At 48.0% G+C, this 13,129-nt stretch carries 12 protein-coding genes; 5 read left to right on the plus strand and 7 right to left on the minus strand.

Features of this window, described 5'->3' with window-relative positions:
• Positions 1–181, plus strand: a 181-nt coding sequence (locus QUB14_RS26915; RefSeq protein ID WP_333221086.1) for a hypothetical protein, incomplete at its 5' end; no start/stop codon positions are given.
• 189 nt (positions 182–370) lie between these two features.
• Here the strand turns inward: QUB14_RS26915 and QUB14_RS26920 are convergent.
• The 4 genes from QUB14_RS26920 to rfaE2 form a co-directional block, all read right to left on the minus strand.
• Positions 371–769, minus strand: coding sequence for an anti-sigma regulatory factor (locus QUB14_RS26920; protein WP_333221083.1), 399 nt, complete (start codon positions 767–769; stop codon positions 371–373).
• Positions 770–1,033: 264 nt separating this feature from the next.
• On the minus strand, positions 1,034–1,411 hold the full coding sequence (locus QUB14_RS26925) for an STAS domain-containing protein (RefSeq protein WP_190662402.1): 378 nt from the start codon (positions 1,409–1,411) through the stop codon (positions 1,034–1,036).
• A gap of 57 nt (positions 1,412–1,468) precedes the next feature.
• Complete coding sequence (locus QUB14_RS26930) at positions 1,469–2,338, minus strand: STAS domain-containing protein (protein ID WP_190733979.1); 870 nt, start codon at positions 2,336–2,338, stop codon at positions 1,469–1,471.
• Positions 2,339–2,455: 117 nt separating this feature from the next.
• On the minus strand, positions 2,456–2,959 hold the full coding sequence (rfaE2, locus tag QUB14_RS26935) for a D-glycero-beta-D-manno-heptose 1-phosphate adenylyltransferase (RefSeq protein ID WP_333221081.1): 504 nt from the start codon (positions 2,957–2,959) through the stop codon (positions 2,456–2,458).
• A 785-nt stretch (positions 2,960–3,744) separates the two neighbouring features.
• Between rfaE2 and hpsJ-B the strand changes: the two genes are divergently transcribed.
• Positions 3,745–4,575, plus strand: a complete 831-nt coding sequence (hpsJ-B, locus tag QUB14_RS26940) for a hormogonium polysaccharide biosynthesis protein HpsJ (protein WP_333221079.1) — start codon at positions 3,745–3,747, stop codon at positions 4,573–4,575.
• 86 nt (positions 4,576–4,661) lie between these two features.
• Complete coding sequence (locus QUB14_RS26945; protein WP_333221077.1) at positions 4,662–5,579, plus strand: glycosyltransferase family 2 protein; 918 nt, start codon at positions 4,662–4,664, stop codon at positions 5,577–5,579.
• A gap of 605 nt (positions 5,580–6,184) precedes the next feature.
• Here QUB14_RS26945 and glgB read toward each other — a convergent pair.
• The 3 genes from glgB to QUB14_RS26960 all read right to left on the minus strand — a co-directional run bounded on the left by glgB (position 6,185) and on the right by QUB14_RS26960 (position 9,940).
• Positions 6,185–8,479 carry a 1,4-alpha-glucan branching enzyme gene (gene glgB / locus QUB14_RS26950; protein ID WP_333221075.1) on the minus strand — a complete coding sequence of 765 codons (2,295 nt, stop codon included), beginning with the start codon at positions 8,477–8,479 and terminating at the stop codon, positions 6,185–6,187.
• A gap of 906 nt (positions 8,480–9,385) precedes the next feature.
• The gene (locus QUB14_RS26955; protein WP_333221071.1) at positions 9,386–9,484 is read right to left on the minus strand and encodes a hypothetical protein; all 99 of its coding nucleotides are present in this window, start codon (positions 9,482–9,484) and stop codon (positions 9,386–9,388) included.
• A gap of 201 nt (positions 9,485–9,685) precedes the next feature.
• On the minus strand, positions 9,686–9,940 hold the full coding sequence (locus QUB14_RS26960; RefSeq protein WP_190662411.1) for a serine protease: 255 nt from the start codon (positions 9,938–9,940) through the stop codon (positions 9,686–9,688).
• A 337-nt stretch (positions 9,941–10,277) separates the two neighbouring features.
• Between QUB14_RS26960 and QUB14_RS26965 the strand changes: the two genes are divergently transcribed.
• Both QUB14_RS26965 and QUB14_RS26970 read left to right on the plus strand, forming a co-directional pair.
• Entirely contained in the window at positions 10,278–10,853 is a 576-nt protein-coding gene (locus tag QUB14_RS26965) for a hypothetical protein (protein ID WP_333221068.1), read from the plus strand.
• Positions 10,854–11,147: 294 nt separating this feature from the next.
• On the plus strand, positions 11,148–13,049 hold the full coding sequence (locus QUB14_RS26970) for a penicillin-binding protein 2 (RefSeq protein ID WP_333221065.1): 1,902 nt from the start codon (positions 11,148–11,150) through the stop codon (positions 13,047–13,049).
• Positions 13,050–13,129 lie beyond the last annotated feature (80 nt).

Below are 13,129 nucleotides of genomic sequence, written 5' to 3' on the forward strand. Positions count from 1 at the left end.
CGTCCTGTTCCCAGCTTCACTCTCCAAGAATCGAGCTTGGTCGGTGTGGGCAGATAGGGAGTCATACCTGAGTCTGGTAGAAGGGACTTGCACCCTTATCAGACCGAGAGTTCAGCCTTGTGGCTGGAAACGCTATGTACGGACTGATTACCGTGATTCACGTTTCAACGAATCGCACTGAAATCCTCCATACGCCAACCCTCTCCGGTTATGGGGCGGCATTCCCAGAATCACTTCTTGGCTTTGCTGGTTGCTCTTTATACCAATTTTAAAAAAGAATGCAACTATACGCAAGCTCCAAACCCCGATAGTCATCAGTCATTCCCAATGCTTTAATCTAAAATCTAAACTCTCAAATCGTATTACTTACTCACCGCCAGCGGACGATCGCAATTTTAGTTCCCTTACCCACTTTGGAAACAATCTCAAATTCGTGCATCAACCGTTTAGAACCACTGAGTCCCAAACCCAAACCGTGATTAGAAGTATAACCGTCAGTCATTGCCAATTCGATGTCTGGAATTCCCGGGCCCTTGTCTTCAAATATTAGCCGCAGCCCTTTGCGGGTTCCTAATTGGAGCGTTTCGAGAGTTACAGTTCCCCCTTTGCCGTAGTCTACAGTATTGCGGGCGAGTTCGCTGGCTGCGGTAACGATTTTCGTTTGGTCTAATAAACCAAATCCCATTGCTACAGCCCAAGTTCGCACTTGCTGTCGGACGTGGACTATATCGGATGACGATCGGATTTCTAGTATCTCACGTTTTGACATGGCGGCTACTGTACCAAAATAGAACTTCTCCCCAAAATATAGGACTTACGCTCATCAACTTAGTTTCTCCTAATAAAACTTACGCACTTACTACGATTTTCTCTCAAAATAGAACATAGTGCAGGAATCTTAAACCCTTGATTTAACCCCCTTGAGTGCGTAAGCCCTTTCCTAAGAAATCTTCTGTTTGTCAACAAGGTATCTACAAACAAACTAGGTTTCTTGACTGCCTGTGCCTCAGTCAGGGGACAATTAATCGACTGCTTACCCTTGCTCGTCCAGAGACCAACCCAAGGATTTTCTTAACAAAATCATGCCCTTTTCAACGCTTAAAGCTGTGCGAACTCCTGTCAGGGAAAGCCCCAACTCAACGAGGGTAATAGCAACCGCTGGCTGCATCCCGACCACAACTGTTTCCGCATCTAAAATTCGCGACATACTAGCGATATTGTTGATAATGCGACCGATAAAAGAATCAACAATTTCGAGGGAAGAAATTTCTATTAACACACCTTTTACACCTGTTTTGACGATGCGGTTCGTCAGGTCATCTTGCAGCGTCATAGCTAAGCGGTCGTGCATATCTACTTGAATAGTTACTAGCAGAAATTCTCCCATTTGAAGTATCGGTATACGTTCCACAAATTGACCTCTATTTTAATTTTAACTTATTTTTTTTAGGCAGAGAGGCAATATTTTTTATCTTTCCTCTTGAATATTTCTTATAGTTAAACCTTGGCGCTGCAAAGCGACTTTAAAAGCATCTGCTAAAGTAGCTTTGGTGAGAATATCCTGCAAGTCAACTCCTAAATGAACTATGGTTTGAGCTATTTGCGGGCGAATGCCACTGATGATGCACTCAGTACCCATTAAACGGGCGGCTGCTACAGTTTTTAATAAATGTTGAGCCACTAAAGTGTCAACAGTCGGCACGCCTGTAATGTCTAAAATCGCAAATTCTGAGCCGGTTTCCATGATTTCTTGCAACAGAGTTTCCATTACTATTTGAGTGCGGGCACTGTCGAGAGTCCCGATCATGGGTAAAGCGAGAATGCCTTGCCAAAGTTTGACTACGGGTGTTGACAATTCCAGCATTTCTTGCTGCTGGCGTTCGATGACTTCTTCGCGAGCTTTGAGAAAGATTTCTGTCACCCAAAGGCCAAGCTGGTCTAATAAACTGGTGGAAAGCCAAAGTTGCTCGACAAGTGCGTCGCGGTTTTCTGTCAGTTCATGACAAAGCCGATCGAACAATGGCTTTTTGAAGCATAAAATGAAACTCGCTATCTCTGAGGGAGTAAAGCCTCTCTGAACGCGCGATCGCGAAACTTCTGCTAGCAACACCCGCATATTTTCCCATTCGGGTGTCTGGATGTCGCTAAAGTTACCGTGTCCGACTGCAATGTGGAGCAATTGCAAGAACTCTTGACACTCGGAGCGCAATTCTTTGGCTCTCATCAAGTCGTCCCGCCGCAGCCCGGTATTTTGCAGTTCTTTGAGCCAGTCTGCTAGTAACTCTGCTTTGTGTCTTTGTATGATTTCCGCGATCGTGTTATTGCTTATGAGTTCCATTAAAATTATCTCCTGCTTAGCAATTGGGATGAAGTTGTACGAGTGATCGCACCAAGCGTGTTTTTTGATGGGGCAACTTCTGAGTTTAGCTCACTGTTTGCTGTTTGCGATCGAGGGTTAAGTACCTAATTGTAAAATGCGTTTGACGATCGCACTGGTAGAACTCGGAACTTCTATTTCGATTAAGGAAATCTTGCCACCTCCGGCGATAACGGCCGGTGCTTCCGGCAGAGTTTCGACTTGATAGTCGCCTCCTTTAACGTATATATCAGGCTTCAGGATATTTATCAGTTTAGTTGCTGTAATCTCCGAAAAAATTACTACGGCGTCTACTGGTTTGAGAGCGCCTAACACTTCGGCTCGCTGATTTTCCGGTACGATCGGGCGGGGCGGCAATCCTGGCTGCTGCGGTTTGATAGCTTGCACGCTGGCGTCGCTATTCAAACCCACAACGAGCGATCGGCCCAAATTTTTTGCCGCCTGCAAATAGCGGACGTGACCGCAGTGCAGGATATCGAAGCAGCCGTTAGTAAACACGATCGGACGCCACTTGTCCGGATCGGATGCGATCGATCTTTCCAGTTCTCTCAACGTGTAAACATCAGAAATCATTGCAGTCATTACCACCAAATTTGAACAGCGGTCAAAATTATCCTACCAAAAAATGTGAAGCTTTGCACTTTTACTATTGAATAATAAATTATTCAACCTGACCATAATTAATAGTTGCCGATGAGTAAATAGTGATTAGTAATTTGTGACTATTAAGCAAGAATGGATAAGTAAAAATTACCTGCAACAACGTGATATAGTAAACAGAATTCCCAAGTAAAAAACCGCTAGTCGTGTATTTGTGACTGCCGTATCGTGCTGTTGGTAATTGGAGGTTAAAAAGGTTGGTAAACAATTATTTATTCCCGCCCTCTCTTATATCAATTACTATAAGACAAGGGATGTAGTTCCACCCCCTCGGGCAGGCGATCGGGTAGTGGGAGCCCTAGGGGGTGAAACCCAACGAAACGCGCTCCTCCTGTGTCTCTTATTTCGGGCACGGCCGCGCGAGCGAAAGCTAGTTAAAACCAGGAACCCAAGTGTGCAGAGCTCATCTTTACGCTGGATTCGTCAGACTATAGAAGAAGCCAGCAGTTGCTTGCTGCAGTTTCTGGGCGCTATCTTGACCAAGCTTTACAGCCAGCCCATAAGCCTACAGCCTCCTGCGTCCAACTCTGGATCGCTGCTCAGAAACTCGACCTTTTGGCTCGCAACTGCAGTCTGTGAAAACCCAGAGGAAAGTCGAGTTCGGTACCCGAAGCCGCTATTTTGGTGGAAAATAGCTTAACTCCTTCAACAAAATCCACTCAACTACCCCCTTGAATCTAAAGGTGTAGAATTATCTAACACGAATTATGAAAGCAAGTAATAGCCGTCAATTTTCTTCAGTAGCTGCTCGAACTCTAAAAGTAGTCGGGATTATCTTGATTCTCTCTGCTTTGCTTGACTGCATTGTTCTGTCGCTGCCGGGAGAAAGTTCAGACCTTCTCAATCGAGGCTGGCAGTTGGCTGCAGCAACTCAGATAGTTGACAGGGGCATTATTCCTTTGATCGGTATCGCCCTGCTGATGACTGGCTTTTGGGTAGACAGCAGCAGTGGAGTCTCTATTGAGCGACGCAATGTTGGGCTGGACTTGCGATTCTGGGCGCTGTTGATTTCCAGCTTGTTAGGTCTAGTTTACCTATCTCTGGTTCCCGTTCACCTCAACAATACTCGTTTGGAACTCAAGGATGCTCTGGCTCAAGTCGATCAAGAAGCGGGACAAGCCGAAGGTCAACTTGAGGCGCAACTTAAAAGCCCTCAATTTAAAACTCAGGTAGAAGAGCTCAAAAGCCAGCGTCGCACCCAGATAGCCGCACTGCTACAAGACGACGGGAAGCTGCAACAAGCACTCAAGAGTCCAGAGGTTCCCAAGGAATGGAAAGCTGTGCTTCAGGAGTCGAAAAATGACCCGAAAGCCCTCGACAAATTCCTCGAACAGCAAGCCCAAGAACTGCCCAATCAAGCTCGCAACGAGATTCGCACCCGCAAGCAACAAAAAGAGAAAGAGTTAAGAACTCGATCGAGAAATTCGAGTTTGCAGACGGGAATCACCAGTTTGCTGTTAGCGATCGGCTACATTACTGTTGGTTGGACGGGATTGAGAAGTATGGGAATTATGCGGTTCGGCCGCCGCAAAAATTGACCGGCGCTGGCAGGGATCGCGCTGGTCGAGACATCCCTGAGAAATAGTTTGTTTACCCAATAGTTTGCCCTTACTGAAAGCTGGGAATGTTCTCAATTTATATTCTGACTTACAACGAAGAGATTGATATCGCCGCTTGCATTGAATCGGCACTGCTTTGTGACGATATCATTGTAGTTGATTCTTTCAGCACCGATCGCACCCTTGAGATTGTTCAGAACTATGCCGTGCAAACAGTGCAGCACCGCTTTGAAACTCACGGACGCCAGCGGACTTGGATGCTCCAAGAAGTCCCGTGCAAGTACGAATGGGTTTACATCCTCGAAGCAGACGAGCGGATGACGCCTGCACTGTTTGCTGAATGCTTAAAGGCGATCGAAACTCAAGAATATATCGGCTATTACGTAGCTGAAAAAGTAATATTTATGGAGCGCTGGATTCGCCGCAGCACTCAATATCCCCGCTATCAAATGCGTCTCTTTCGCAAAGACCGAGTGTGGTTTACTGACTACGGTCACACTGAACGGGAAGTCTGCAACGGGCCTACTCATTTTTTGAAGGAAACTTACCCTCACTATACTTGCAGCAAAGGTCTTTCCCGCTGGATTGAAAAGCACAACCGCTACTCGACTGACGAGGCGGCTGAAACTCTCCGTCAATTAGAAGCAGGTCAAGTAAATTGGTGGGGTTTATTGTTTGGCGCGTCGGAGGTGGAAAGGCGTCGCGCTTTGAAAGATTTTTCTTTGCGCTTGCCTTTGCGACCTGTGGTGCGCTTTTTCTATATGTATATTTTACTGGGCGGATTTCTTGACGGCCAAGCGGGATTGGCTTGGTGCACGCTGCAAGCTTTTTATGAATATCTAATTTTGCTGAAAGTTTGGGAAATGAAGCATCTACCACTGCCAAAGTTAGAGGTAGCAGCAGAACAATCTCTTTCGGAAGTAGTAACAGTTGAGCCGTCAAAAGTTTCTTATAATCTTGGCGCTTCCGATACTCGAAATTAAAATTTGAGAAGTAAAAATTGGGCAGGAAAAATTGGCATTGGTAATTAATACCACTTAAAAAAGAACATGATGTACGCACTTCCCTGGATGACAACCCCGTCAGAACATAGATATAATCAAGAACATAGCCCTGATACACATCTGAAAAAATGGTAGTTTATTGTGCCTAATTATAATTAATTCGGCTTGGCACAATTGGAGGATGATTCTTGTGGGGAGTATGGGTTAAGCGTTCCGCCTGCTGTGAAAATACACGCCTTCGGGGGTATGGCCACACCTACAAAAAAAATCAAAATCCTCCCGCTATTATGCAACGCTCCGCCCTCAGTAGGTCTTTTGACGGGTTTGTCACCCCGTCGAGATATTCACCACAACAACAAAACAAAAAAAACCCGATTTCTTGGAGAAACCGGGTTTCTGAATACCCTCAAATTTTTAGGTTTGATAAAGTTTTGATTCTTCTTAACTCAAAACTCTCACGACTCATATCAAATCCGTTAGCATCGGAATAGTAAATTCGAGTTCACTGTTGACGGTTCACGGCGTCAACAGTCAACCGTCAACCGTCAACATCATTCCGGTGTAACCGGAAATGATATCACAACTTAAAACTCTTGAGATTTGGCCGTTGTTTTTGCCCGATCGAGCTTTAAAATCAACACGCCCAAAGGTGGCAAACACAAGTCGATCGAATAAGCACTGTTGTGGAACCACCACTCCTCAGTCCACTTGCCCCCCAAATTCCCCATATTGCTGCCGCCGTATTCCCGCGCGTCGCTGTTAAACAACTCCGTATAGAAACCTGGTTCCGGCACTCCTACGCGATAGTGAGAGTGCGGCTGCGGCGTAAAATTGCACACCGTCACCACAAACTCGTCGCCATCCTTCTCTCGGCGCACAAAGGCCACGACACTGTGCCGGTTGTCGGTGCAATCAATCCACTCAAACCCATCCTCAGCAAAATCTTGACTGTAAAGTGCCCTTTCGCTGCAGTACAAATTGTTCAAATCTTTAAAAAACAGCTTCAACTTTTGGTGCGGATCGAATTGCAGCAACTGCCACTGCAAATCCCCCCAAACGTTCCACTCGTGCCACTGGCCGAACTCCATGCCCATAAAGATCGTTTTCTTTCCGGGATGAGCAAACATAAAAGTAAACAAACAGCGCACGTTTGCAAACTTTTGCCATTCGTCCCCTGGCATTTTCCCGATGATGTGAGCCTTGCCGTGGACGACTTCATCGTGGGACAAAGCCAGCATGAAATTCTCGCTGTGGTTGTACCACATACTGAAAGTTATGTTGTTCTGGTGGAACTGGCGGAACCACGGGTCCATGTGGAAATAGTCGAGCATATCGTGCATCCAACCCATGTTCCACTTCAGGTTGAAGCCCAAGCCGCCTACATAGGTCGGCCAAGATACCATCGGCCAAGAGGTAGATTCTTCGGCGATCGACAGCGCACCTGGGAAATAGCTAAAAATGACGTGATTCGCCTGACGCAGAAAATCCGCCGCCTCAATATTTTCACGCCCTCCGTATTGGTTGGTCAGCCATTCTCCGGGTTCGCGGCAGTAATCCAAATAAAGCATCGAGGCTACGGCATCTACGCGAATCCCGTCGATGTGGTACTTGTCAAACCAAAACAGAGCGTTTGATACTAGGAAATTCCGCACTTCGTTGCGGCCGTAGTTAAATACTAGGGTTCCCCACTCTTTGTGTTCGCCCTTGCGGGGGTCGGCGTGTTCGTACAAGTGAGTTCCGTCAAAGAAAGCCAAACCGTGGCCGTCTTTGGGGAAATGTCCCGGTACCCAGTCCACCAGTACGCCAATGCCGTTGGCGTGGCACTGGTCAACAAAATACATGAAATCTTCAGGTGTGCCGTAGCGCGAAGTAGGGGCGAAATAACCGGTGACTTGATAGCCCCAAGAACCGTCGAAAGGATGTTCGGCGATCGGCAGCATTTCAATGTGAGTGAATCCCAAATCTTTGACGTAGGGTATCAGCCGAGCGGCTAATTCCCGGTAAGTCAGAAAGCGCGCCCCGGGATTCAGTTCCGAAACTTGCACGGCGGGTTGTATTTCCCCATTTGGTAGCACGGCGGGTTCGTCAGTAGCGGCGTGCAGCCAAGAACCGATGTGGCATTCGTAAACCGAAACCGGCTGCGTCAGTTGGTCTGTGTGCCGCCGCTTTTCGATCCAAGCGCTGTCGTTCCAATTGTAGGTGTTTAAGTCGGTGACAATTGATGCTGTTTTCGGCCGCACTTCTTGCTGGAAACCGTAAGGATCGGACTTTTCGTAGGGATGTCCGTCTTGGTTTTTCACTTCGTATTTGTAGGAAGTTCCCACGGATAGTCCCGGAATAAATAATTCCCAGATGCCGTTTTGCGATTTCCGCATTTGATGTTTGCGGCCGTCCCAATAGTTGAAATCTCCTAAAACTGATACATTTCGCGCATTCGGGGCCCAAACGGCAAAATATACTCCTGTGATGCCGTCTACTTCGGTGAGGTGTGCCCCCAGTTTTTCGTAAATCCGGTGGTGGTTGCCTTCTGAGAATAAGTGAATGTCAAATTCTGTGAGTTTGGGCGATCGAAAGGCGTAGGGGTCGTAGATAAAGCGATCGTGTTCTCCTTCTTTGACCCGCAGTTGATAGTTTGCTAGTTCTGGGGTTTCGATCGTACATTCAAAAAAGTGAGGGTGATGCTCTGATTTCATCGGGTATTCGGCCCTGGCCTCCGGCACAACTACCGATACCGCATCCGCATTCGGCAGATAAGCTCGGACGACCCAGACTTTTTTGCCATTTTCTTCGATCGCGTGAGGGCCTAGCACTTCAAATGGATCGTGGTGCTGATTCCAAACAATGCGGTCAATCTGTTCAAAGGGGACGGTCGCGGGCATAAAACTACTTACCTCAATCTTTTAACTAAATGGCTTTCAAAACCTAGAGTGGCACTGCACTTTACATTTCGATACATTTTTGATCGCTGATCCTACCACTGATTAGCACGATCTTGCCTGCTGCTCCAGCGCGCGCCCTGGGACACACAGCAGGCTGTTGCCTTGCCGGCGGCCGAGCTGGGGTTTTATTGGTAACATCTAAGTATAGAAATATTAAAACAAATTGAAAAATTTATCTTATCTCCCAAATTTCCTTGACTTTTTATTTAAAATGTGATATGAAAATTTTCTTCCCAACTATTGTCTATTTGCCACTGCAGGAGGGTCAACACTCTAAGTGTTGGAGAGCAGTTAATAGTTTACCTGGAATTTTCAGGCAGGGACGATCGCCCGATCGGTAGAATTTCACCTCCCGGAGGCTGGGTTTCCCCACAAATTCGGTGATATTTGGGCAATACGCTCAAACAGCGAAGGATGCTCAACTCGGTATTGAGGAATCAAAGCTAAAGGACTCAGCATGGCGACACCAGCAAGGAATATCAGCCATGCTCAAGGCATCGCCTAGCAAACTAGCACCATCCTACCAGCGACGGTGCAATAGGTTTAAAGCAGCACTCAGGCGCAACTGGAGCGAGTTTTGGCGAGGCAGGGTTAATACCGAAGTGGCGCGGCGCCAATTGAATCACTAAACTGGCTCTAAACAGACGGGTCGATTTGCTTGCCCGCACCGATGCGAAACTCTTAGTAAACAAATCGAGTAGCCATGCGGATGCTCTCATCGAGGAAGTCTTCGACGAGCATCCAAAGGTCAACTTGCTTTCCTCTCGTCTGTGGGAACAGCGGCGGGGAAAGAAAGCGAGACTCGATCGAGTGCAAAATTTGCGTCGAGTCGGCGATCGCCTCCGGTTAACCTTCGAGTTGAGGCAGAAGCACTGGCACTGTCCTCAAACTTCCCCTCAGAGGCTTGAGTTTCATAACCTCCATGCCGGGAGTCAAATTTTCCACTTGAAAGCTAATGCCCTTGTAACCCAGCGCTAAGCGGACTTTGCGGCACTAAGGGGACGTACTGAAATTTTAGTAAAAGCATCAGACTACAACTAACACCCAACTTGAGGCCTAGACCTCTGAGATGAAAAAATGCGAGGAGCGAACGATTTTTCACCTGGAGGCTAGGCTCGTTGGGCAAACACTCTCGGATCGCCCTAGTTAGGGAGACTTTTTAGGAGAAGGGGAAGCTGTTCCACCAGCCCCAGCTCCACCAGCCCCAGCTCCACCACTCCCAGGAGTGGACTTTGGAGATGGAGAAGAAGTAGGAGAAGTAGTAGTAGTGCCAGCGCCGCCAGTGCCGCCAGGGCCGCCTGGAGAGGGGCTAGAGTTAGTGTTGCCGCCCTCTCCTCCGCAGGCGCCGAGGGCTACTGCCAAGCCCACTACCAAAGTCAAACGAATTAATCCCTTGTTCATAAAAACTCCTTAAGACTGAAAACCCATCGCAAGGAAGGGAATAGTGTACTTCAGAAACAATGCTGGCACGAATAGCTCAACGATTCGCTCGTTGATTACAATACTGCATTTATTCATAAATTTCACATAGATTATCGCTAACCAGCAAAGATTTCTTTTTTTTTGGCAAATCCTGAAGTCAAAGAGACCAGTGGTAGGATGGGTTGGTTGGCTTGTGAGGTATCTTTGGTAAGGATAACCGATCGAGCCCAGATTGCCACAACTGGCGCTCTGGAGACAAAAAACTCTTAACCTCAATCAAGCTGAAGCTACCCCACTTTACGTATTGGTGAACTCTATGACCGCTGCTATCAGATCCCCGGATTCTCCCCGCTCCCGATCGACCCGCAAGCCCTCTGCTGGCCCAGCCAAAAGCAAAGTTACTTCTATTGCCCGGGCTAGGCGGGCGAAGACAGGGCCGGTATTGCCCAACTACTCGCCAGCAGACGAACATGCTCAGGTTCGGCAGTCCGCATCGGTGCTGAAAGTCATGCCAGCTCGCCAGCAGCAGCCAGTGTGGTTGCGATCGCTCCTGCAGGCACAGCGCGCCTCCTCAGTGGCAGCACTTATGCTTTTGGGCGGTGCTCTGAGTCTCTACGGCTTGACAGTTTACGGCGAGCAGCGCTGGAGCCAGGAGTATCAAAAGCTGGAAACTCTGCGCCTCCGGGAACAGCAATTGAGTGCTTCTAGTGAAGTCTTGAAACACCAACTTGCTAAAGAAGCCCAAAATCCCGAAACCGGTTTGGCTCCGCAGAATCCTGGGGACACGATTTTCTTGCAGCCGGCCCCTGAAACTCGATCGCCCGTTGCGGCACCAAATTCTGAGCCCGCTCTCAAGAAGGGAGGCGGTGTGGAAACACCGCTGGGCTATTAAATCTGTGTCAAAGCGTAGAGCGCCCGAGGGCCTGAGTGTCCGAGGGCCTGCAAATTCGAGGATCTAATTTCCTTTTTGACTTTTTTGCAAGTCGCGATCGATTTTCTGCTTCCAACGGGAAGTTACAAATTAAAAATAATTAACACCACTTCAAAAAACAGAATGCAACTGTAGGTGTGAGCCCAACCTTGATAGGGACTGCTCATTCCCAAGTCGTGAATTTTATATTTTAAGATTTAAGTTATAAATTATAACTTCTAAAACGCTCTAACTTGCTATTGAATTTTTAATGCCATGAGCTACGACCCCCGTTTTGACCGCTACAGATCGCCGAATTTCAAACGCACAAAACAGGCAGGCGCTCGCACTGGGTGGGAAAAACCAGCCAAACCTAGATCTTCGGGCAGTTTCGGCCGATCGCCACAACAGACGGCTGCATCTTGGGGGCGGCCGGTGGAGCGTTTAAAGCGCAGCAAGTTCCGTTTGTGGGCCGTGTGGGCGGTGTTGATGCTGGGGGGGCTGGGGCTGGCTGTGAATTTGTTTTATTTGCAGGTGACGCGAGCTCCGGCGCTGCGTAAACAGGCCGAGCAGCAGCAAACTCTCAAAACGAAGCCGTTTGTACCGAGACGCCCGATTGTTGACCGCGCAGGGAATGTTTTGGCGATCGACAGAGAGGTGTACACGCTCTACGCTCACCCGAAGTTGTTTAACCACTCGAAGGCGGAAATTGCTGCTACATTGGCTCCGATGCTGGCGCTCGAACTGAGTCCGGGCACTACGGCGGAAACTGAATTGATACGCAGGTTTAATCTTGGTGAAAGCGGTATTACTATTGCGGAGTCTCTGCCTCAAGAGGTTGCCGATCGCGTCGCTGGGATGCAAATTAAAGATAGTCTGGTGGATGGCTTGGAGTTGCTGCGGCAGCAGCAGCGTTTTTACCCGCAGCAGGAGTTGGCGGCGGATATCCTCGGTTATGTGGACGGGGAACGGAAGGGACAAGCTGGGGTGGAATACAGCCAGCAGAATTTGTTGGAACGATCGATGCCGTCGATTCAGTTTAGCAGGTCGAGCAATGGGAGTTGGGTTCCCGATCGGCTGACGGCGGGATTTGTGCAGCTTGATGACTTGAAATTGCAATTGACGATCGACACTCGCTTGCAGCGGGCTGCCCGAAGTGCGCTTAAGGAAAAAATGAAGGAACACGATGCGAAGCGGGGCACGGTGATTGTGATGGATGCCCGTAACGGGGAATTGCTGTCTGTTGTAGCGGAACCTTCTTATGACCCGAATCAATATTTTAATTTCGATTTGTCGCGCTATAAAAATTGGGCTGTAACTGATGTTTATGAGCCTGGTTCGACTTTTAAAGCGATTAATGTGGCGATCGCTCTGGAAGCGGGTGCGGTGAAACCTAATAGCGTATTTAAGGACGAAGGTCGGATTTTCATGGATGGCTGGACTATCCAAAATTCCGATTACAAACAAGCAGGGGCGCGCGGCCCTTCCACTGTTACTGAGATTTTGAAACATTCTAGTAATGTGGGGATGGTGCACGTAATGAGAAGTATGAAGGCTTCTCTTTACTATCAAGCTTTAGAAAAACTCGGACTGGGACAAACTGCGGGAACTGATTTGCCTTTTGAAGTAACCAGTCAGCTTAAAAATCGAGAGCAATTTATTAACTCTCCGGTGGAAGTTGCTACTACGGCTTTTGGGCAAGGTTTTTCGATTACTCCGATGCAGTTGGTGCAGCTTAACGGCGCTTTGGCTAACGGTGGCAAGTTGGTGACTCCTCACGTTGTGCGGGGACTTTTTGATAGGGACGGTGAAGCTTATTGGAAGCTTCCGAGGCCGGCTCCGAAGCAGGTTTTTTCGCCGGAAACTACTAAGCAGGTGTTAGAAATGATGGAAACTGTGGTTGATGGTGGTACGGGGAAAGCTGCACAAATTCCTGGGTATCGGATTGCTGGAAAAACGGGTACGGCTCAAAAAGCTAATGCTGGTGGGGGTTATTCTGACAAGGCGATTATTACTAGCTTTGTGGGGATTATGCCTGTGGAGGCTCCTCGGTATGTGGTTTTGGCGGTGATTGACGAGCCGAAGGATGGTTCGGGGGGGACGGTGGCGGCGCCGATTGTGGAGTCGGTGATGGAGTCGCTGATTTCTATTGAGAAGATTGCGCCGAGTAAAAAGTAGTTGATTATACAGCACTTCCGGATGTTATGAGGTACAGTAGCAGCAATTAGTAAACCAGTTTTTGAGATGTTTCGGATTAA

Origin of the sequence: Microcoleus sp. B3-D2 (genome assembly GCF_036705345.1) — a bacterium.
In the GTDB taxonomy this organism is placed as follows: Bacteria; Cyanobacteriota; Cyanobacteriia; order Cyanobacteriales; family Microcoleaceae; genus Microcoleus.